Source organism: Burkholderia sp. Bp8992, assembly GCF_003853705.1.
Lineage (GTDB): Bacteria > Pseudomonadota > Gammaproteobacteria > Burkholderiales > Burkholderiaceae > Burkholderia.
The window spans coordinates 1-18,495 of record NZ_QTQI01000053.1 but is presented as its reverse complement, the minus strand read 5'-3'; the positions used below and the strand labels follow the sequence as shown (position 1 = coordinate 18,495).

The 18,495-nt window shown below is 65.2% G+C and carries 19 protein-coding genes and 1 pseudogene; 7 read left to right on the top strand and 13 right to left on the bottom strand.

All coding sequences use genetic code 11. The features are described from left to right. A pseudogene (locus DIE03_RS37610) lies at positions 1-110 on the top strand (3-hydroxybutyrate dehydrogenase); the annotation flags it as partial. A gap of 115 nt (positions 111-225) precedes the next feature. On the opposite strand, the gene DIE03_RS37605 reads toward DIE03_RS37610, so the two are convergent. After that, a complete protein-coding gene (locus DIE03_RS37605; RefSeq protein WP_124457089.1) occupies positions 226-1,425 on the bottom strand; it encodes an amino acid aminotransferase in 1,200 nt (399 codons plus the stop codon). Between the two features lie 250 nt (positions 1,426-1,675). On the opposite strand from DIE03_RS37605, the gene uvrB reads away from it, so the two are divergent. From uvrB to DIE03_RS37575, 5 genes are all read left to right on the top strand, one after another. Next, complete coding sequence (uvrB, locus tag DIE03_RS37595) at positions 1,676-3,766, top strand: excinuclease ABC subunit UvrB (RefSeq protein ID WP_124457088.1); 2,091 nt, start codon at positions 1,676-1,678, stop codon at positions 3,764-3,766. A 227-nt stretch (positions 3,767-3,993) separates the two neighbouring features. Beyond that, complete coding sequence (locus tag DIE03_RS37590) at positions 3,994-4,545, top strand: iron transporter (RefSeq protein WP_047898578.1); 552 nt, start codon at positions 3,994-3,996, stop codon at positions 4,543-4,545. A 55-nt stretch (positions 4,546-4,600) separates the two neighbouring features. After that, positions 4,601-4,933, top strand: coding sequence for a cupredoxin domain-containing protein (locus tag DIE03_RS37585; protein WP_027786891.1), 333 nt, complete (start codon positions 4,601-4,603; stop codon positions 4,931-4,933). Between the two features lie 58 nt (positions 4,934-4,991). Next, positions 4,992-5,834 carry an FTR1 family protein gene (locus DIE03_RS37580; protein WP_059233632.1) on the top strand — a complete coding sequence of 281 codons (843 nt, stop codon included), beginning with the start codon at positions 4,992-4,994 and terminating at the stop codon, positions 5,832-5,834. Next, positions 5,831-7,228, top strand: a complete 1,398-nt coding sequence (locus tag DIE03_RS37575) for a 4Fe-4S binding protein (RefSeq protein WP_124457087.1) — start codon at positions 5,831-5,833, stop codon at positions 7,226-7,228. The genes DIE03_RS37580 and DIE03_RS37575 overlap by 4 nt, the downstream gene beginning before the upstream one ends. Positions 7,229-7,500: 272 nt before the next feature. Here DIE03_RS37575 and hemP read toward each other — a convergent pair whose 3' ends face one another. The 3 genes from hemP to DIE03_RS37560 all read right to left on the bottom strand — a co-directional run bounded on the left by hemP (position 7,501) and on the right by DIE03_RS37560 (position 9,340). Then, entirely contained in the window at positions 7,501-7,746 is a 246-nt protein-coding gene (hemP, locus tag DIE03_RS37570) for a hemin uptake protein HemP (protein ID WP_124457086.1), read from the bottom strand. Positions 7,747-7,884: 138 nt separating this feature from the next. Further along, the gene (locus DIE03_RS37565) at positions 7,885-8,367 is read right to left on the bottom strand and encodes an SRPBCC family protein (protein ID WP_124457085.1); all 483 of its coding nucleotides are present in this window, start codon (positions 8,365-8,367) and stop codon (positions 7,885-7,887) included. Positions 8,368-8,467: 100 nt separating this feature from the next. Continuing rightward, positions 8,468-9,340: a pirin family protein gene (locus DIE03_RS37560; RefSeq protein ID WP_124457084.1), complete on the bottom strand. Its 873-nt coding sequence runs from the start codon at positions 9,338-9,340 to the stop codon at positions 8,468-8,470. 123 nt (positions 9,341-9,463) lie between these two features. Between DIE03_RS37560 and DIE03_RS37555 the strand changes: the two genes are divergently transcribed. Beyond that, positions 9,464-10,438 carry a LysR family transcriptional regulator gene (locus tag DIE03_RS37555; protein ID WP_034190356.1) on the top strand — a complete coding sequence of 325 codons (975 nt, stop codon included), beginning with the start codon at positions 9,464-9,466 and terminating at the stop codon, positions 10,436-10,438. Positions 10,439-10,798: 360 nt separating this feature from the next. Here the strand turns inward: DIE03_RS37555 and DIE03_RS37550 are convergent, their stop codons facing one another. The 9 genes from DIE03_RS37550 to DIE03_RS37510 all read right to left on the bottom strand — a co-directional run bounded on the left by DIE03_RS37550 (position 10,799) and on the right by DIE03_RS37510 (position 18,085). Next, the gene (locus DIE03_RS37550) at positions 10,799-11,227 is read right to left on the bottom strand and encodes a biopolymer transporter ExbD (protein WP_006478310.1); all 429 of its coding nucleotides are present in this window, start codon (positions 11,225-11,227) and stop codon (positions 10,799-10,801) included. 13 nt (positions 11,228-11,240) lie between these two features. Continuing rightward, a complete protein-coding gene (locus tag DIE03_RS37545; RefSeq protein ID WP_124457083.1) occupies positions 11,241-11,975 on the bottom strand; it encodes a MotA/TolQ/ExbB proton channel family protein in 735 nt (244 codons plus the stop codon). Between the two features lie 36 nt (positions 11,976-12,011). Beyond that, complete coding sequence (locus DIE03_RS37540; protein ID WP_124457082.1) at positions 12,012-12,743, bottom strand: energy transducer TonB; 732 nt, start codon at positions 12,741-12,743, stop codon at positions 12,012-12,014. A gap of 218 nt (positions 12,744-12,961) precedes the next feature. Further along, a complete protein-coding gene (locus DIE03_RS37535) occupies positions 12,962-13,198 on the bottom strand; it encodes a bacterioferritin-associated ferredoxin (protein ID WP_039370093.1) in 237 nt (78 codons plus the stop codon). Positions 13,199-13,348: 150 nt separating this feature from the next. Further along, complete coding sequence (gene murI, locus DIE03_RS37530) at positions 13,349-14,212, bottom strand: glutamate racemase (protein ID WP_124457081.1); 864 nt, start codon at positions 14,210-14,212, stop codon at positions 13,349-13,351. 28 nt (positions 14,213-14,240) lie between these two features. Next, positions 14,241-14,717 (bottom strand): bacterioferritin, encoded by a 477-nt coding sequence (bfr, locus tag DIE03_RS37525; RefSeq protein ID WP_011352652.1) that lies wholly within the window; start codon positions 14,715-14,717, stop codon positions 14,241-14,243. 193 nt (positions 14,718-14,910) lie between these two features. Further along, complete coding sequence (locus DIE03_RS37520; protein ID WP_124457080.1) at positions 14,911-16,434, bottom strand: fumarate hydratase; 1,524 nt, start codon at positions 16,432-16,434, stop codon at positions 14,911-14,913. 44 nt (positions 16,435-16,478) lie between these two features. Continuing rightward, on the bottom strand, positions 16,479-17,063 hold the full coding sequence (locus DIE03_RS37515) for a TIGR00645 family protein (protein WP_124457079.1): 585 nt from the start codon (positions 17,061-17,063) through the stop codon (positions 16,479-16,481). A 113-nt stretch (positions 17,064-17,176) separates the two neighbouring features. Then, complete coding sequence (locus DIE03_RS37510) at positions 17,177-18,085, bottom strand: DMT family transporter (RefSeq protein WP_124457078.1); 909 nt, start codon at positions 18,083-18,085, stop codon at positions 17,177-17,179. Between the last annotated feature and the right edge of the window lie 410 nt (positions 18,086-18,495).

The following is an 18,495-nucleotide window of genomic DNA, read 5'->3' as shown; positions in this document are numbered from 1 at the left end:
TCACGACGGTGCAGGACGTCGCGCAGACGGTGCTGTTCCTGTCGGCGTTCCCGAGCGCCGCGCTCACGGGCCAGTCGGTCGTCGTCAGCCACGGCTGGTTCATGCAGTAACGCGGTGCGGGCGGCGTCGCTGCCCGCCGGCGGACGGGAATAAAAAACGCGCTCCGAGGAGCGCGTTTTTCATTTCGGCAGGGCGGGGCCGCGATGGCGGCCGCCCGCCGCCGCCTTACTTCAGGACGGCTGCGACCGCGTTGGCGACCACGTCGAGGTTGCGCGTGTTCAGCGCGGCGACGCAGATCCGGCCCGTGCCGACCGCATAGATGCCGAACTCGTCGCGCAGGCGATCGACTTGCGCCGAGGTCAGGCCCGAATACGAGAACATCCCGCGCTGCGCGTTGATGAAGCTGAAGTCGCGATCGACGCCGCTTGCCTTCAGGCGCTCGACGAGACCGTTACGCATCGCGCGGATGCGATCGCGCATTTCACCGAGTTCCTGTACCCACGAAGCGTGCAGTTCCGGCGACGCGAGCACGGCTGCGACGACGGCGCCGCCATGGGTCGGCGGGTTCGAGTAGTTCGTGCGGATCACGCGCTTCAGTTGCGACAGCACGCGCGTCGCTTCTTCCTTGCTCGACGTGATGATCGACAGCGCGCCGACGCGCTCGCCGTACAGCGAGAACGACTTCGAGAACGACGACGACACGAATGCGTTCAGGTCGGCCGCGGCAAACAGGCGAACGGCGGCGGCATCTGCTTCGATGTTCTCGCCGAAGCCCTGGTACGCCATGTCGAGGAACGGCACGAGGTTGCGTGCCTTCACGACGTCGACGACCTGTTGCCATTGCGCTTCGGTCAGGTCCACGCCGGTCGGGTTGTGGCAGCACGCATGCAGCACGACGACCGTGCCGGCTTCGTAGCCGTTCAGCGCCGACAGCATGCCTTCGAAGTTCACGCCGTTGGTGGCCGCGTCGTAGTACGGGTACGCGACGACTTCGAAACCGGCTGCTTCGAACAGCGCGCGGTGGTTTTCCCAGCTCGGATCGCTGATCGCGACCTTCACGTTCGGATTCAGGGTGCGCAGGAAATCCGCGCCGATCTTCAGCGCGCCCGTGCCGCCCAGGGCCTGGGCCGTGACCACGCGGCCCGCTGCGATCAGCGGCGAATCGTTGCCGAGCAGCAGCTTCTGCACGGCCGCATCGTAGGCGGCAATCCCGTCGATCGGCAGGTAGCCGCGCGGCAGGCCGGCCTCGACACGCGCCTTCTCCGCGTCGCGAACGGCGCGCAGCAGCGGAATCTTGCCGTCTTCGTTCGTGTACACACCGACACCGAGGTTGACCTTGGTCGGACGCGCATCGGCGTTGAAGGCTTCGTTCAGGCCCAGGATCGGGTCGCGGGGAGCAAGCTGGACAGCGGAGAAGAGCGACATGATGATTCGGCAGTAGTGAAAAGAGGGTCAGGCTTTCAGCCGGCGGGGCGGGCGCAGCGGACCGCGCGCCAACGGCGCGACGCCGAAAAGCGCAGCAGCCTGACATTGTAGCGAATTCGGGCTGGTGGGGGCGGGCGATTCGGCGGCGAAGCGCGATTTCGGCCGGACGCCGCGCGTCAGGAGCCGACAGCAGTTCGCGACGCCGCGAAGCGCTAGAATGCTTTCTTTGCCCTTGCTCCGGCCGCATTCCATGTCCGAACATCATGCCGAAGTCGGCGACGCGCTCGACGAATCCAAATTCGTCACCTTCGAAGGGTCGCCGTTCCAGCTGTACCAGCCGTATCTGCCCGCCGGCGACCAGCCGACCGCGATCGAGACGCTCGTCGAAGGGGTCGAGGACGGCCTGTCGTTCCAGACGCTGCTCGGCGTGACGGGGTCGGGCAAGACCTTCACGATGGCCAACACGATCGCGCGGCTCGGCCGCCCGGCGATCGTGTTCGCGCCGAACAAGACGCTCGCGGCGCAGCTCTATGCGGAGTTCCGCGAGTTCTTCCCGCGCAACGCGGTCGAGTACTTCGTCTCGTACTACGACTACTACCAGCCTGAGGCCTATGTGCCGCAGCGCGACCTGTTCATCGAGAAGGATTCGTCGATCAACGAGCACATCGAGCAGATGCGGCTGTCGGCGACGAAGAGCCTGATGGAGCGCCGCGACGTGGTGATCGTTGCAACGGTGTCGGCGATCTACGGTATCGGCAACCCGTCCGAATACCACCAGATGATCCTGACGCTGCGCACCGGCGACAAGCTCGGCCAGCGCGACGTGATCGCGCGGCTGATCGCGATGCAGTACACGCGCAACGAGCAGGATTTCCAGCGCGGCACGTTCCGCGTGCGCGGCGACACGATCGACATCTTCCCGGCCGAACATGCGGAGATGGCCGTGCGCGTCGAGCTGTTCGACGACGAGGTCGAGACGCTGCACCTGTTCGACCCGCTGACGGGGCGCGTGCGGCAGAAGATTCCGCGCTTCACCGTGTATCCGTCGTCGCACTACGTGACGCCGCGCGACACCGTGATGCGGGCGGTCGAGACGATCAAGGACGAGTTGCGCGAACGCCTCGAGTTCTTCCACCGCGACGGCAAGCTCGTCGAGGCGCAGCGTCTCGAACAGCGCACGCGTTTCGATCTCGAGATGCTGCAGGAGCTCGGCTTCTGCAAGGGTATCGAGAACTACTCGCGGCATTTCTCGGGGGCGGCGCCCGGCGATCCGCCGCCGACGCTCGTCGACTACCTGCCGCCCGACGCGCTGATGCTGCTCGACGAATCGCACGTGCTGATCGGCCAGCTGAACGGCATGTACAACGGCGACCGCGCGCGCAAGGAAAACCTCGTCAATTACGGGTTCCGCCTGCCGTCGGCGCTCGACAACCGGCCGCTGAAGTTCCCCGAGTTCGAACGCAAGATGCGCCAGGTCGTGTTCGTGTCGGCCACGCCGGCCGACTATGAGAAGCGCGTGACGGGGCAGATCGCCGAGCAGGTCGTGCGGCCGACGGGCCTCGTCGATCCGGAGATCGAAGTGCGTCCGGCGAGCTCGCAGGTCGACGACGTGCTGACCGAGATCAACGCGCGCGTGAAGGCCGGCGAGCGCGTGCTGATCACCGTGCTGACCAAGCGCATGGCCGAGCAGCTCACCGAGTTCCTGGCCGACCACGGCGTCAAGGTGCGCTACCTGCACAGCGACATCGACACGGTCGAGCGCGTCGAGATCATCCGCGACCTGCGGCTCGGCACGTTCGACGTGCTGGTCGGGATCAACCTGCTGCGAGAAGGTCTCGACATTCCGGAAGTGTCGCTCGTCGCGATCCTCGACGCGGACAAGGAAGGCTTCCTGCGCGCCGAGCGCTCGCTGATCCAGACGATCGGCCGGGCCGCGCGGAACGTGAACGGCAAGGCGATCCTCTACGCGGACAACATGACCGATTCGATGACGCGCGCGATCGGCGAAACCGAGCGGCGCCGTGCGAAGCAGATGGCCTACAACGAAAAGATGGGCATCACGCCGCGCGGCGTCGTGAAGCGCATCAAGGACATCATCGACGGCGTCTACAACGCGGACGAAGCGCGTGCGGAGTTGAAGGAGGCGCAACAGCGCGCGAAATTCGAGGACATGTCGGAAAAGCAGCTCGCGAAGGAAATCAAGCGTCTCGAGAAGCAGATGGCCGACTACGCGAAGAACCTCGAGTTCGAGAAGGCCGCCGCGACGCGCGACCAGCTTGCCGTGCTGCGCGAGCGCGTGTTCGGCGCGAACGTCGGCGATCACATCAGCGGCGGCCGGTAAATCTTTCCAAGCGTCACGGAAACCTGTTGGTAACGAGTCTGTAAGCCTTGTCGGATCAGGGGTTTACGCGGCTATTCGTTTGTTCCGAAACGGGTTCGGTGCTAAACTTCGCAATTATTGAGAATTGTTCGCATTAACGTTCTTGGTCGCGTTAGTGTTTCCAGCGGGCGGCCCCGGCGGCGGCCCGCGTGTCGTCAAGATAGTCAGACAAATAACAAGGAGTGTCCATGTTGGGTTCTTCGTTCATCCGCACGACGGTTGCGGTAGCAGCGGCGCTTGCCGCGATGTCGGCCTCGGCTGCCGAATATCCGATCGGCAAGCAGCAGATCCAGGGCGGCATGGAAATCGGCGCGGTGTACCTGCAGCCGATCACGATGGACCCGGAAGGGATGATGCGCAAGGCGTCGGATTCCGACATCCACCTCGAGGCCGACATCCATGCGGTCAAGAACAACCCGACGGGTTTCGCGGAAGGCGACTGGATGCCGTACCTGCAGGTCACGTACAAGCTGACGAAGCAGGGCGACACGAAGTGGAAGGCGGAAGGCGACCTGATGGGCATGGTCGCGAGCGACGGCCCGCACTACGGCGACAACGTGAAGCTGAACGGCCCGGGCAAGTATCACCTGACGATGGTCGTCAAGCCGCCGATGCAGTCCGGCCACATGGCCTTCGGCCGCCACGTCGACAAGGAAACGGGCGTGGGCGCGTGGTTCAAGCCCGTTACGCTCGAGTACGACTTCCCGTTCGCCGGCATCGGCAAGAAGGGCGGTTACTGATCGGTGGCATCACGAACGGCGCGCTTCGGCGCGCCGTCGGCGTAGAGAACCCAGAATGAAAATTCCCCAGAAAATCGTTGCCGCAGCCGCTGCGCTGTGGCTCGCCGGCGCGGCATACGCTGCCGACCTGCCGACGTTCAAGCTCGAGATGACGGACGGCAAGCTGAATCCCGCCCGCATCGAAGTGCCGGCCGGCCAGCGTTTCAAGATCGAGATCAAGAACACCGGCAAGGGCGCCGCCGAATTCGAGAGCGTGCAGTTGCGCAAGGAGAAGGTGCTCGCACCGGGCGCCGATTCGTTCGTGGTCGTCGCTCCGCTGTCGCCGGGCGAATACAAGTTTTTCGACGATTTCCACCAGCAGGCACAGGGCGTGATCGTCGCGAAGTAACGCGTTTTATCTGCGTGCGGGCGCACAAGTCCCTTGCCCCGCGCGTCAGGAGGTTTCGATGGGTCAGATCTTGTTCATCGTCTGGCGGGAGAGCGTCGAAGCGCTGCTCGTCGTCGGCATTCTCTATGCATGGCTGAAAAACGGCGATGACGACGCGCGCCGCGGCCTGCCTTTCCTGTGGGCCGGCGTCGGTGTCGGCTTGTTGATGGCCGTGGGCCTCGGCGCCGCGCTGGTCGGTTTCACCGAAGTGCTGTCCGGCGACGCGCAGGACTACTTCCAGACCGCGATGGTGCTGATCGCATGCGTGCTGATCGTGCAGATGGTGCTGTGGATGCGGCGGCACGGCCGCACGCTCAAGCGCGACATGGAGCAATCGCTGCAGCAGAGCACGCGCGATTCGAACTGGTGGGGCGTCGCCGTGCTGGTCGCGCTCGCGATCGCCCGCGAAGGCAGCGAGACGGTGATCTTCCTGTACGGCCTCGGGTTCGGCCAGTCGGGCCACGTCGACGGCAGCCAGATGCTCGCGGTCCTGATCGGTCTCGGCCTGGCGTTCTTCACGTTCTATCTGCTGCAGCTCGGCGGCAAGTACTTCTCGTGGCGGCATTTCTTCCGCGTCACCGAAGTGATGCTGCTGTTCCTCGGCGCGGGCCTGTTCCAGACCGGCGTCGACAAGCTGATCGACAAGGAAATCCTGCCGCTCGGTATCTCGCAGGTGTGGGATACCTCCGCGATCCTCGATGACTCGGGCACGTTCGGCTCGCTCGTCGCGACGCTGACCGGCTATCGTGCGCACCCGGCACTGACCAACCTGGTCGCCTATGCGGTGTACTGGGCCGTCGTCTGGCTGCTGATGAAGCGCGCGAGCCGTCGTCCGGCCGTCGCTGCGGGCCGCGCGGCATGAGCGTGGTCGCCGCAGCCAAGCCGGGCTGGCTCGCACAGGCCGGCCAGTGGATGCAGCGCCACGGCGCGCTGATCCGCGGCATCCAGTGGATCGTCGTCGCGGTCTACGCGTTCCTGATCATCGTGCCGGCGGTATTGCCGCTGCCGGACGATTCCGCGCATCTGTGGAACAACCTCACGCTGATCGCGCAGTTCGCGTTCTGGGGCATCTGGTGGCCGTTCGTACTGCTGTCGATGGTGATGCTCGGCCGCGTTTGGTGCGGCGTGCTGTGCCCGGAAGGCGCGCTCACCGAGTACGCGAGCAAGTTCGGCCGCGGCGGGCCGATTCCGCGCTGGATCCGGTGGGGCGGCTGGCCGTTCGTCGCGTTCGGGATCACGACGATCTACGGGCAGATGGTGAGCGTGTACCAGTACCCGCTCGCGGTGCTGTTCGTGCTCGGCGGCTCGACCGTCGGCGCGATCGTGATCGGTTTGCTGTACGGCCGCGAGAAGCGCGTATGGTGCAAGTACCTGTGCCCTGTGAACGGCGTGTTCGGGCTGCTCGCGCGGCTCGCGCCGATGCGCTACAAAGTTGACGAGGATGCGTGGCGGCGTTCGTACAAGAACGGCGAGCACGGCCATCGCGTGATTCCGATCAACTGTGCGCCGCTCGTGCCGTTGCGCAACATGAAGGGCGCGGCGGATTGCCATATGTGCGGCCGCTGCAGCGGGCATCGCGACGCGATCTCGCTGTCGCTGCGCTCGCCGTCCGACGAAGTCGTGAACCTCGGTGCGCAGCAGGCGAACCCGTGGGACACCGCGCTGATCCTGTACGGCCTGCTCGGCGTTGCGATCGGCGCATTCCACTGGACCGTCAGCCCGTGGTTTGTGCAGATCAAGCAGTGGCTTGCAGGCTGGCTGATCGACCGCGACATCACGTGGCCGCTCGAAACCAATGCACCGTGGTTCCTGCTCACGCACTATCCGGATCGCAACGACGTGTTCTCCTGGCTCGACGGCGGGCTGGTCGTCAGCTACATCGTCGGCACGGGGCTCGTGTACGGCACGGCGCTGCTGGCGTTGCTGGCCGGCGCCACGCTGATGCTCGGCCGCTTCGATCGCGTGCGGCTGCATCACCTTGCGCAGGCACTGATCCCGATCGCGGGCGCGGGTGTGTTCCTCGGCCTGTCGGCCACGACGCTGTCGCTGCTGCGCGCCGAGCATGTACCGCTCGGCTGGGCGACCGATGTGCGCATCGCGATCCTGGTCGGCGCCAACACATGGAGCGCATGGCTCGCGTGGAAAGTGACGGGGCGTTATGCGGCGTGGCCGCGCCGGGTCGCGGCATTCGCCTGGTTCGCCGCCGGATTGGCCGTCGTCGATAGCGCGTGGTGGCTGATGTTCTGGGGTTTCTGACGTGTTTCGCGTGCGGCTTCGGCCGCATGCAGCAGTGCATCGACGCAGGTGAGCAGCATGCCTTCTGCATCGACCGCGCAAATGAAAAAGCGGCACGTCCTTCGACGTGCCGCTTTTTATCTACCTGGTGCGAGAACCAAAAAAAGTGGCTTGGCTTGCTGCAACGGCTGCTTGAGTGTGTTTGCACGAAGGGGTCTAGATCTCGCGTGCAAGCCGTTACGCTGGCTACTGCCCAACACCTCTCAGGGAGGTGGTCCCCACAATACTCTGTCTTACTTCGTCAGGATCAGTTTGCCGAGCCGCGTGGCGCGCAACTGATACGTCTCTCCGTTATGCGCGATGCTGATGTGGCTGTGGCCTTGCAGCAGCGTGTCGCTGTTCACGACCCGCGTGCCTGCATCGCGGTTGCCGGCGGGTTTCGCCGGCGTGGTGACCGCTGCCGTCTTCTGGCGGCTGCTGGCTGCGGGTCCCGCCGTGCGGCGCAGGGTCAGCGTGGTCGGGCGCATGGTGTCGGTCATTCGGTTTGATCGGTGACTGTCGATACGATGGAATGAATTCTAAATGATAACTATTCCCATTTACAAAAACTCTTTATCGATCGGAACATCAAACCTGATAGCCTGAATCAAAGGGCGGCCGGCAGGCCGCCGCCGGCGTCAGTGCAACGGGTCGGGGTCCTTGCGGCCCTGCGCGTATTCGCGGATCAGGCGGACCGTGTCGATATCCGACGTGCGATAGGCCTCCTTGACGATCCCGTGCGTCTGCCGCGCATCCTCGCTGTCGTCGGTGACGGTCAGCGTCGTGCGGTACTCGAAGCGCAGGAACAGCTCGTGGTCGTCGCGCTCCTCGATCGTCATCGTCAGCGAGCCGCCGATCTCGCCATCGGCCGCACGGATGTCGTAGCGAACCTGATGGTTCGGCGTGAACGTGACGTGATCGCGCACGGTCGCATGGCCGTAGTGCAGTTCACGTTCGAGCGTCGTGTCCGTCCGTTCGAGGACGACGCAGCTGTCGAGGCCGAGCACGAACAGTTGCGGCTGTTCGGCGCGCAGCACGAGGCCCTCCCAAAGCTGGTCGCGGGTGAGGGTCGGCACGGCCGGATCGTCGGCGTTGATCTGGATCAGATGTTCGAAGTTCAAGGGGACGGGTTCCTTCTGGTGGCGGGTGGCCACATGGTTCAAGAAGTCATTGTGACGCAAAATCACGCGTTTCGCGGCACCTGCCGCCCCCGGTCGCGCGTCATGCTTCGATGCGGCCCATGCGGCCTGTCTGGTAGTCGACGACGGCCTGCCGGATCTCTTCCTCGGTATTCATCACGAACGGGCCGTAGCGGACGATCGGCTCGTTGAGCGGCACGCCGCCGATCAGCAGCAGGTCGAGCGGCGTGTCGCCGGCGGCGAACGCGACCGTGTCGCCATCGTCGCTGTAGACGATCATGTGCCGGGCGTCGACAGCCTGCCTGTCGGGCCCGTAGAGGCCCGTTCCGTCGATCGGATAGGCAAACACGCGATAACCGGCGGGCACGGGCTGCGTGACCGTTGCGCCGGGCTCGAGCGTGAAATGCTGGTAGAGGATCGGCGTGCGTGTCTCGATCGCTGCCTGGACGCCGAACGCTTCGCCGGCGATCACGCGCACGCGTGCGCGGCCATCCGGCGACGTCGCGGTCGGGATGCGTTCGGCCGGGATCTCCTGGTAGCGCGGCGCGATCATCTTGTCGCGGCGCGGCAGGTTGACCCACAGCTGGAAGCCGTGCGCGCGGCCACCCGTCTGCGCGAACGCGGGGTCGGGCATCTCGCTGTGCACGACACCGGCGCCGGCCGTCATCCACTGCACGTCGCCGGGGCCGAGCGTGCCCGCATGGCCGGACGAGTCGCGATGGCGGAAGCGGCCGTCGAGCGCATACGTCACGGTCTCGAAGCCGCGATGCGGATGGTCGGGCGCACCCACGGCCTCGCCGGGCGCGTAGTCGACGGGGCCCATCTCGTCGAGCAACAGGAACGGATCGAAGTCCATCAGCAGCCGGGTCGGGAACGGACGGTGAACCACGAACCCGCCGCCTTCGGTCGTGCGAAGCGCGGGGTAGGTACGGTCAAGCGAGCGAGCGGTCGTCATGGGGGAAGCCCTCGAAATCGTCGGAATAGCGTTATTTTTGAAACACAGCGCTATTATATTGGGCGTTTTACCGTTCGATTTGCGGCGGTTCGCAATGGATTGTTCTGAAATTGGAACGATGAGATGAATATCGATGCACATAACCTGAACGACCTGATGTACTTTTCGCAGGTCGTCGAACATGGCGGTTTCTCGGCCGCGGAACGCGTGCTGGGCATCTCGAAATCGCGCCTGTCGCGGCGCCTGACCGAGCTCGAGGCGGCGCTCGGCGTACGCCTGCTGCAGCGCTCGACGCGCAAGCTCGCGCTGACCGAGGCGGGGGAGTTGTTCTACCAGCATTGCCAGGCGATGCTGGCCGAAGCGCAGGCCGCGATGAACGCGGTGCAGCAGTTGCGCGCGTCGCCGCGCGGCTCGGTGCGGGTCAGCGTGCCCGTCACGCTGTCGCAGACGATGCTGTCGCGCATCCTGCCCGAATTCCTGCGCCGCTATCCCGAGGTGAAGGTGCACGTCCGCGTGACCAATCGCGTGATCGACCTGTTCGAGGATTCGATCGACGTCGCGCTGCGCGTGCGCTCGGAGCCGCCGCAGAACGCCAACATCGTCGTGCGGCCGCTGTGGCGCACCGAGCAGATGCTGGTCGGTGCGCCGAGCCTGCTGAGCCAGAATGCGCCGCCGCTGGTACCGGACGACCTGACCGGCTTCGAGACGCTCGATACGCCGAGCGTCGACGGGCGGCACGTATTCAACCTGATCGCGCCGGACGGGACGCGCCACGTGCACGAGCATGACCCGCGCCTCGTGACGGCCGACCTGATGACGATCCGCGAGGCCGTGCTCGACGGCCTCGGCATCGCGGCGCTGCCGGAGATGATGTACGGCAACGCGCTGCGTGCGGGGCAGCTGTCGCCCGTGATGCCGGGCTGGACGCTGCCGGTGCCGCAACTGTATGCGGTGTTCGTGTCGCGGCAGGGGATGCCGCCTGCCGTGCGCGCGTTCGTCGACTACCTGGTCGAGAAGCTCGATCACGGCGCGTACAAGGAGCCCGGTTGTCCCGAACGCGCGAAGAAGGAAGCCGCGGCCGATGTTTCGGCGACCTGAACACGGCGTGCGCGACGACGCAAATTTGTTTTGTCATTGAAGCGTCGCCTGCAATCGCAAGTTTCAATCGCCGGAACCTTGAATGCGTGCGCGGGCGGGCCTATATTGAAATCCCATTTCGTGAAGGAAGTTCTGAGCGAAATCAGGTGGCCGCATATATTGTGAGCCAGATAGGGCAGAACGCGCAGTCCGTGCAGACCACGGCAGAGTCGCATTTGCGTTGCTCGAGGCGCAACCGATACCGCCAAAGAGCCCGCCGCCCGAAGGCGCCCGCGTGCGCATGAAAAAAGGCCTTCATCTGGCGATGAAGGCCTTTTACTTTGTGCGGCCGGCGATGCGTGACCGCAAGAGGTGCGCGTATTACTTCGCTTTCGCGCCCGGCTCCGTCACGAAGCCGAGCTTCGTCAGGCCGCCTGCCTGCGCATCCGACATCACTTCCGCAACGTGCTCATAGGCAACCTTGCGATCCGCACGCAGGTGCAACTCGGGCTGCGGCGTGCGCTTCGCGGCTTCCGCGATGCGTGCCTGCAGCTGTTCGCGCGTGACCGTATGGTCGTCCCACAGGATCGTGCCGTCGCCCTGGATCGCGACGTCGACCGTCTGCGGCTTTTCGTCGACGGGCTGGCTGCTGGCGTGCGGCAGGTCGATCTTCACCGCATGCTGCATCGCCGGGATCGTCACGAGGAAAATGATCAGGAGTACGAGCATGACGTCGACGAGCGGCGTCATGTTGATCTCGCTCATCACTGCATCGTCGTCATCGTCGCTGAAACCGGTGTTCATGGCCATGGTTCACCTCGTCTCAGCTGGCGGCGCGCGTCGCGAGACGCAGGCCGTCGCGGGTCGACGACGACGCGAGGCTCGCGCCCGTCACGAAGTACGCGTGCAGGCCGTGCGCAAAGCGACGCAGTTTGCTGACGACGCCCTTGTTCGCGCGGGTCAGCGCGTTGTAGCCGAGCACCGCCGGAATCGCGACGAACAGGCCGAAGGCCGTCATGATCAGCGATTCGCCGACCGGGCCTGCAACCTGGTCGATCGATGTCTGGCCGGTCGCGCCAATGGCGAGCAGTGCGTGGTAGATGCCCCAGACCGTGCCGAACAGGCCGACGAACGGTGCTGTGCTGCCGATCGATGCGAGGATCGCGAGGCCGCTCTGCATGCGCGAGATGCCTTCGTCCATCGTGTCCTTCAGGCAGCGCGTGACCCAGTCCGACACGTCCATGCGGTCGTGCAGGTGCGGTTGCGTCTGATGGTGATGGTCGGCGGCTTCCTTGCCCGACAGCGCGAGTGCGAGGAACGGGTTGTCGTTCGGCGTCGATGCGGCGAGGCCGAGCTTCTTGATGCCGTCGTCGAAATCGTCCGAATGCCAGAATGCCTGTTCGGCATTCTTCGTGAGGCGGTTCAGGCGGATCACGTTCCAGCCCTTGATGACGATCACGATCCACGACAGGACCGACATCACGAGCAGCGTGATCGCGATGGCGCGCGTGACGAAATCACCTTGCGCCCAGACGTGGGCGATACCGTAGCTTTGCATTTTCTTGTTTCCTTTGAATCTTCCGGATGAGGCAGGTTAGTCGGTGAGCCCGAAGCTGTAGGGCTGTGTGCGGGCGGCGCGGATCGCCTGGCCGTTCTCGATGTACGGACGGCAGGTGGTCGAGCGCATCGCGTCGAGTGCGGCATCGTCGAGGCGCGGGTAGCCGCTGCTCTTCTGCAGATCGATGCTTTCGATCTTGCCGGTCACGCCGACGACGAAGTGAACGTAGGCCGTGCCCGATTCGCCGCGGCGGCGCGACATCGACGGGTAGTCGGGCTTCACGAAGTTGCATTGGAGCGTCGGCACGTTCTTCGGCGCGCTGACCTGCATCGTTTCGCGTGCCGGGCTGGGTGTAGCGGCCGGCGCGGCAGGGGCGGGCGCGGCAGGCGCGGGCGTCGGATCGGCGGCAGGCGCGGGTGTCGGCGACGGTGCCGGCGATTGCGCAACCGGCTGGGGCGTCGGCTTCGCCGCTTTCTGCACCGGCTTCGGCTCGACCTTCGGCTTCACGCGCGGCACGGGCTTCGGCGGCGCCGGCTGAGGAATCGATTCGGCCGCAACCTGCTGCGCGATCGGTGCAGGCGTGATGAGCTGGGCGGTGATCGTTTGCACCTCGACCGATTTCGGCGGCGGCGCGTTGCGATGGAGCCAGGCGGCCGTCAGCATGATCGCGTGTGCGGCAAGCACACCGACCGCGACGACGATCACTCGGGGATTCATACGTGGTGCAGCCGGCATGGCGCCGGCAGGAGCGAGATGCGAAGCCTGCATGTTAGCTTGAAAGAACGATGTCGCACCCGGGGCGCGGCGGGTGAATCGGCATCACTTGCGGAAGATCAGCAGCGAGATGCAAACGGTGGTCACAAATCCGATCAGCAATTCCATGACAGGCTCCTTGGCAGGTAAGCCGCTGGCTCGCGCAGACGGTGGCTTGCTGACGGTCAAGACAAAAAATGCGGCCTGGGCCGCATGCGCACGCTCGGCGCCGGTCAGGCTGCCTTGCGTTCGTAGAACGTGACCGGGATCGGGTGAGCGTGATGCTCGACACCGCACCGGCTTGCGCAGACGCCCTGCTCGGCCATGAGGTCGCGTACGGACTCCTCGCACTTGCCGCAGCACGTGGCCACGCCGAGTTCGAACTGGAGTTCATCGAAAGAGTTGACGCCCTCGGCGAGGGACGCGCGAATCTTGCGATCGGAAACAGACTTGCACACGCAGACGATCATGATGAGTTGCGATAGCTAACGTTAATGCGAATTATTATCATTAATTTTGCAGACGTTGACAAGCCTGGGTCGGGCTTTTTTTAAGGTCATCGGACCCTTGAAACGGCTGGGACGGCGGAGCGACGGCAGGGGCGGGCCTGCAGGCCCGCGTCAGGCGGCCGCGCAGGCGTGCGCGTTCGGCGAGGAAATGGTGACGGATTCGACTGGCGCATCGAGGCCGAGCAGCGTCGACGCGAGGGCGCGCAGTTGCAGGCCGTCGCTCGTCGAGCAGAAGCGGGGCGCCGCGGGTTGCGTGCCGGCCGGCGCGCGCAGGCCGCGTTCGTCGAGTACCCGCGCGAGCTGGCGCGCGATCGCATCGCTCGTGTCGACGATCGTCAGGCGGTCGCCAACAAGGTCACGAATCGTGTCTGTGAAGAACGGGTAATGCGTGCAGCCGAGCACCAGCGTATCGGCGCCGTCGTCGAGCATCGGCTGCAGGTAACGCTCGAGCAACGCACGCAGGGCGGGCGAGTCCGTGTCGCCGCGTTCGATTGCTTCGACGAGCCCGTGGCCGGGCTGGCAGATGAAGCGACGGCCGGCGCCGTAGCGGTCGAGCAGCGCCTGGAAGCGCGGGCTGTTCAGCGTCGATTGCGTGGCGAGGACACCCGCGACGCCGGTCGCGGACAGCGCGGCAGCCGGCTTGATGCCCGGCTCGACGCCGACGAGCGGAATCGCCAGGCGTTCGCGGATGGCCGCGATCGCGCGCGCCGTCGCGGTGTTGCACGCGATGACGAGCGCTTTCGCGCCTTCCCGGGCGAGCCATTCGCCGATGGCCAGCGTGCGTTCCGTGATGAACGCCTCGTCGCGCGGACCATACGGCGCGTGGTGCGAATCGGCGACGTAGACGAACGACTCGCCGGGCAGGTGCGCGCGCACGGCGCGCAGCACCGACAGGCCGCCGAGCCCCGAGTCGAAGATGCCGACGGGAGCGGCGGGGCGGACCCCGGAAGCGGCTGGCTGGTTCGTCATCGTCATGCGGACGTCGAGGTGGGAGAGGGACCGATTACTCGGGCGAACCCATCATCGTCTGCTGGTAGTTCTGCAGGCCGACCTTGCCGATCAGGTCGATCTGCGTTTCCAGCCAGTCGATGTGCTCTTCGGTGTCGTCGAGGATCTTTTCGAAGATCTCGCGCGAGACGTAGTCGCGAACCGATTCGCAGTAGGCGATCGCTTCCTTGCAGGTGGACTGCGAGATCTGCTCGAGCTTCAGGTCGCACTTCAGGATCTCTTCGGTTTCCTCGCCGACGAGCAGCTTGTGCAGGTCCTGCAGGTTCGGCAGGCCGTCGAGCATGAACACGCGCTCGATCAGCCAGTCGGCGTGCTTCATTTCGCCGATCGATTCGTCGTACTCGTGCTTGCCGAGCTTCTCGAGGCCCCAGTGCTTGTACATGCGCGCATGCAGGAAGTACTGGTTGATCGCCGTGAGTTCATTCTTCAGTTGGGCGTTCAGATATTCGATGACCTTCTTGTCGCCTTGCATGGCTGTTCCTTGTTCAGTGGGGCTTCAGAAACCGAACGATAATCGCTCGAACGGGAAAAGCCAAGCCTCGAAGCCTTGTCTGGCCTGCCTTTTGCGTGTAATGAGAATCAGCCTCGAACAACCGGCCGGACACAATAATGAGAATGAGAAGTAAAAAGGCCGGACTTCCGTCCGGCCTTTCGTTCGAGCGCGCTTAAGCGGTGGCGACCGGAATCTTGCCGATCTTCGCCTGCCACTCCTTCGGGCCGGTCTGGTGCACCGACGTACCCGACGAATCGACGGCGACCGTCACCGGCATGTCCTGCACGTCGAATTCGTAGATCGCTTCCATGCCGAGGTCCTCGAATGCGAGCACCTTCGCGCCGCGGATCGCCTTCGACACGAGGTAGGCCGCTCCGCCGACCGCCATCAGGTACGCAGCCTTGTGCTTCTTGATCGCCTCGATCGCGACCGGGCCGCGCTCGGCCTTGCCGACCATCGAGATCAGGCCCGTCTGCGCGAGCATCGTCTCGGTGAACTTGTCCATGCGCGTGGCCGTCGTCGGGCCGGCCGGGCCGACCACTTCGTCACGCACCGGATCGACCGGGCCGACGTAGTAGATCACGCGGTTCGTGAAGTCGACCGGCAGCTTCTCGCCCTTCGCGAGCATGTCGGCGATGCGCTTGTGCGCGGCGTCGCGGCCGGTGAGCATCTTGCCCGACAGCAGCAGCGTCTGGCCCGGCGCCCAGCTGGCGACTTCTTCCGGCGTCAGCGTGTTCAGGTCGACGCGTTTGCTCGTTTCCGTGTTCGGTTCCCACTGGACCTTCGGCCAGGCGTCGAGCGACGGCGCTTCGAGCTTGGCCGGGCCCGAGCCGTCGAGCACGAAGTGCGTGTGGCGCGTGGCCGCGCAGTTCGGGATCAGCGCGACCGGCTTCGAGGCCGCGTGCGTCGGTGCCGCCATGATCTTCACGTCGAGCACGGTCGCCAGGCCGCCGAGGCCCTGCGCGCCGATACCGAGCGCGTTGACCTTCTCGTGCAGCTCGACGCGCAGTTCCTCGACCCAGTCCTTCGGGCCGCGCGCGATGATTTCCTGGATGTCGATCGGCTCCATCAGCGATTCCTTCGCCATCAGCATCGCCTTCTCGGCCGTGCCGCCGATGCCGATCCCGAGCATGCCGGGCGGGCACCAGCCCGCGCCCATCGTCGGAACCGTCTTCAGTACCCAGTCGACGATCGAATCGGACGGGTTCAGCATCACGAACTTCGATTTGTTCTCCGAGCCGCCGCCCTTCGCCGCGACCTGCACGTCGACCTTGTCGCCCGGCACGATCTCGTAGTGGATCACGGCCGGCGTGTTGTCCTTCGTGTTCTTGCGGGCGCCTTCCGGCGGGTTGACGATCGACGCGCGCAGCACGTTGTCCGGGTGCGTGTAACCGCGGCGCACGCCTTCGTTGATCATGTCGGTGAGGCCCATCGTCGCGCCGTCCCAGCGCACGTCCATGCCGACCTTCACGAAGATCGTGACGATGCCGGTGTCCTGGCAGATCGGGCGGCGGCCTTCCGCGCACATGCGGCTGTTCGTGAGGATCTGCGCGATCGCGTCCTTCGCCGCCGGGCTCTCTTCCAGCTCGTACGCGCGGCCGAGGGCCTGGATGTAGTCGAGCGGGTGGTAGTAGCTGATGTACTGCAGCGAATCCGCGATGCTCTGGATCAGGTCTTCCTGTTTGATGACGGTCATGGCTGAGACTCTGTGGGGACAGTGGGGAATGGTTTGCCGGCGGTTCAGGCCGCCGGTCGGGACGTTGCGGGCGCGTGCGTCTCGTGGAAATGGGCCGGGTGCGTGTGCGTCGTCAGGCGGTCGACCCACGCCATCACGAGCGCCGACACGAGGAACGACACGTGGATGATCACCTGCCACATGATCGCGTGCACCGTGTGCTGGTCGGGGTTGATGAACGTCTTCAGCAGGTGGATCGACGAAATGCTGATCAGCGCCATCGACAGCTTGACCTTCAGCACGCCCGCGTTCACGTGGTCGAGCCATTCGGGCTCGTCGGGGTGGCCCTCGATGCCGAGGCGCGACACGAACGTCTCATACCCGCCGACGATCACCATGATCAGCAGGTTCGAGATCATCACCACGTCGATCAGGCCGAGCACCGCGAGCATCACGCTGATCTCGTCGAGGCTCGTCGCATGCGACAGCAGGTGCCAGACTTCCTTCAGGAACAGGAACACGTAGACGGCCTGCGCGACGATCAGGCCGAGGTAAAGCGGAACCTGGAGCCAGCGGCTCATGAAAATCAGCGCGGGAAGCGGGCGAAGCGGGCGACGGGCGGGGCGGCCGGGCGAATGCGGGGCGGACATGTCGGGGGTACGGGCGCGGTGCGCAGGTATCGGGGGTAATCTTGAAAAGGCGCGCTATTGTAACGCGTCGGCCGGCGCGACTGCAGCGACGCGCCGGGTCTGCCGGGGACGGATCAGGAGGCGGCGGCCGGCACGCGTTTCACGCGCAGGCTCGCGAGCACGATGCCGGTGACGACACAGGCGAGCGCGACGCCGTGCGCGAGCGTCGGGCGTTCGCCGAGGAACGCGATGCCGTACGCGGCGGCTGCGATCGGCAGCACCGCGCTGAACACGCCGGCGAGGCTGCCCGGCACGTGCCGGATGCCCTTCATCCACAGCCAGAACGAAAAGATGCTGGCCGACAGGCCATACCAGACAACGAGTGCCCAGGTGCCGGCCGGCACGCTCGCGTAATCGAAATGCCACAGCGCCGTCGCGCCGAGCGGCAGCATCAGGAACAGGCCGAACAGGTGCGTGTATGCGCAGATGTCGATCGGCGCGAGCGTCTGCGTGAGCCGGCGCGACAGGATCACGTAGATCGATTCGCAGCACACCGCGCCGAGGATCAGCAGGTTGCCGGCCAGCGAGCCGGACGCGTCGCCGTCGGCGCCGTGCGCGGCCGTGCCGCCGTTGGCGAGGTTGATCGTCACGACGCCGGCGATCGCGAGCGCGATCGACACGAGCGCACGGCCGTTCGGTTTTTCACGCAGGATCAGCCACGCGAACAGCGCGACGATCGCCGGGATCGTGCTCGTGATGACGCCGGCCGCCACCGCGCTCGTGCGCTGTACGCCGTTGAGCATCAGCAGCGTGAACATGAAGGTGCCGAAGAAGGCCTGCAGGAACAGGTTCAGCCATTCGCTGCGCTTGACCGTGCGCATCTTCACGGGGCTGAACAGCGGCCACAGCACGGCGATCGCGATCACGAAGCGCAGCGTGGCGAGGATGGCGACGGGAACGAATGCAACGATGGATTTACCGATACCGACGTTGCTGCCGACGAACAGCATCGACAGGATGAGGAAGAGGGCGTAGCGATTCAAGCTGGAATCCGGAAGGCGAGTTCAGTTAGGATTGTAGGGTCGCGGTTGCAACAGCGTAAAGCAGACCGTCATGCGGTGCCGCCGGGCGTGCGAACCAGTCGTGTCGCGTAAGTGACGGGTAAGTTCGAGCGCTTATCGTGGAAACTGCCGGGCCGCATGTTCACGTTCGCGTGATGTGGTGCGGCGCAGCATCGTGCGCAGCCTTCGTGGCCGCGTGCGGGTGGGTGGGAGACAGCGGCGCGCATGCGCCGGCCAAGACGCGCGGCGCGCACGATCGCGCCGCCATGCAGAGGATTCATGTTCACCAAGGGGTAGTCGATGTCTGCGATTGAATCGGTTCTTCACGAAACCCGTCAGTTCGCGCCGCCCGCGGCGCTCGAGAAGGCGGCCACCATTTCCGGCATGCCGGC

Excerpts from the sequence above, each read along its gene's own strand:
- DIE03_RS37605 (WP_124457089.1), bottom strand. The coding sequence starts at position 1,425 with ATGTCGCTCTTCTCCGCTGTCCAGCTTGCTCCCCGCGACCCGATCCTG.
- uvrB (WP_124457088.1), top strand. The coding sequence starts at position 1,676 with ATGTCCGAACATCATGCCGAAGTCGGCGACGCGCTCGACGAATCCAAA.
- DIE03_RS37590 (WP_047898578.1), top strand. The coding sequence starts at position 3,994 with ATGTTGGGTTCTTCGTTCATCCGCACGACGGTTGCGGTAGCAGCGGCG.
- DIE03_RS37585 (WP_027786891.1), top strand. The coding sequence starts at position 4,601 with ATGAAAATTCCCCAGAAAATCGTTGCCGCAGCCGCTGCGCTGTGGCTC.
- DIE03_RS37580 (WP_059233632.1), top strand. The coding sequence starts at position 4,992 with ATGGGTCAGATCTTGTTCATCGTCTGGCGGGAGAGCGTCGAAGCGCTG.
- DIE03_RS37575 (WP_124457087.1), top strand. The coding sequence starts at position 5,831 with ATGAGCGTGGTCGCCGCAGCCAAGCCGGGCTGGCTCGCACAGGCCGGC.
- hemP (WP_124457086.1), bottom strand. The coding sequence starts at position 7,746 with ATGACCGACACCATGCGCCCGACCACGCTGACCCTGCGCCGCACGGCG.
- DIE03_RS37560 (WP_124457084.1), bottom strand. The coding sequence starts at position 9,340 with ATGACGACCGCTCGCTCGCTTGACCGTACCTACCCCGCGCTTCGCACG.
- DIE03_RS37555 (WP_034190356.1), top strand. The coding sequence starts at position 9,464 with ATGAATATCGATGCACATAACCTGAACGACCTGATGTACTTTTCGCAG.
- DIE03_RS37550 (WP_006478310.1), bottom strand. The coding sequence starts at position 11,227 with ATGGCCATGAACACCGGTTTCAGCGACGATGACGACGATGCAGTGATG.
- DIE03_RS37545 (WP_124457083.1), bottom strand. The coding sequence starts at position 11,975 with ATGCAAAGCTACGGTATCGCCCACGTCTGGGCGCAAGGTGATTTCGTC.
- DIE03_RS37540 (WP_124457082.1), bottom strand. The coding sequence starts at position 12,743 with ATGCAGGCTTCGCATCTCGCTCCTGCCGGCGCCATGCCGGCTGCACCA.
- DIE03_RS37535 (WP_039370093.1), bottom strand. The coding sequence starts at position 13,198 with ATGATCGTCTGCGTGTGCAAGTCTGTTTCCGATCGCAAGATTCGCGCG.
- murI (WP_124457081.1), bottom strand. The coding sequence starts at position 14,212 with ATGACGATGACGAACCAGCCAGCCGCTTCCGGGGTCCGCCCCGCCGCT.
- bfr (WP_011352652.1), bottom strand. The coding sequence starts at position 14,717 with ATGCAAGGCGACAAGAAGGTCATCGAATATCTGAACGCCCAACTGAAG.
- DIE03_RS37520 (WP_124457080.1), bottom strand. The coding sequence starts at position 16,434 with ATGACCGTCATCAAACAGGAAGACCTGATCCAGAGCATCGCGGATTCG.
- DIE03_RS37515 (WP_124457079.1), bottom strand. The coding sequence starts at position 17,063 with ATGTCCGCCCCGCATTCGCCCGGCCGCCCCGCCCGTCGCCCGCTTCGC.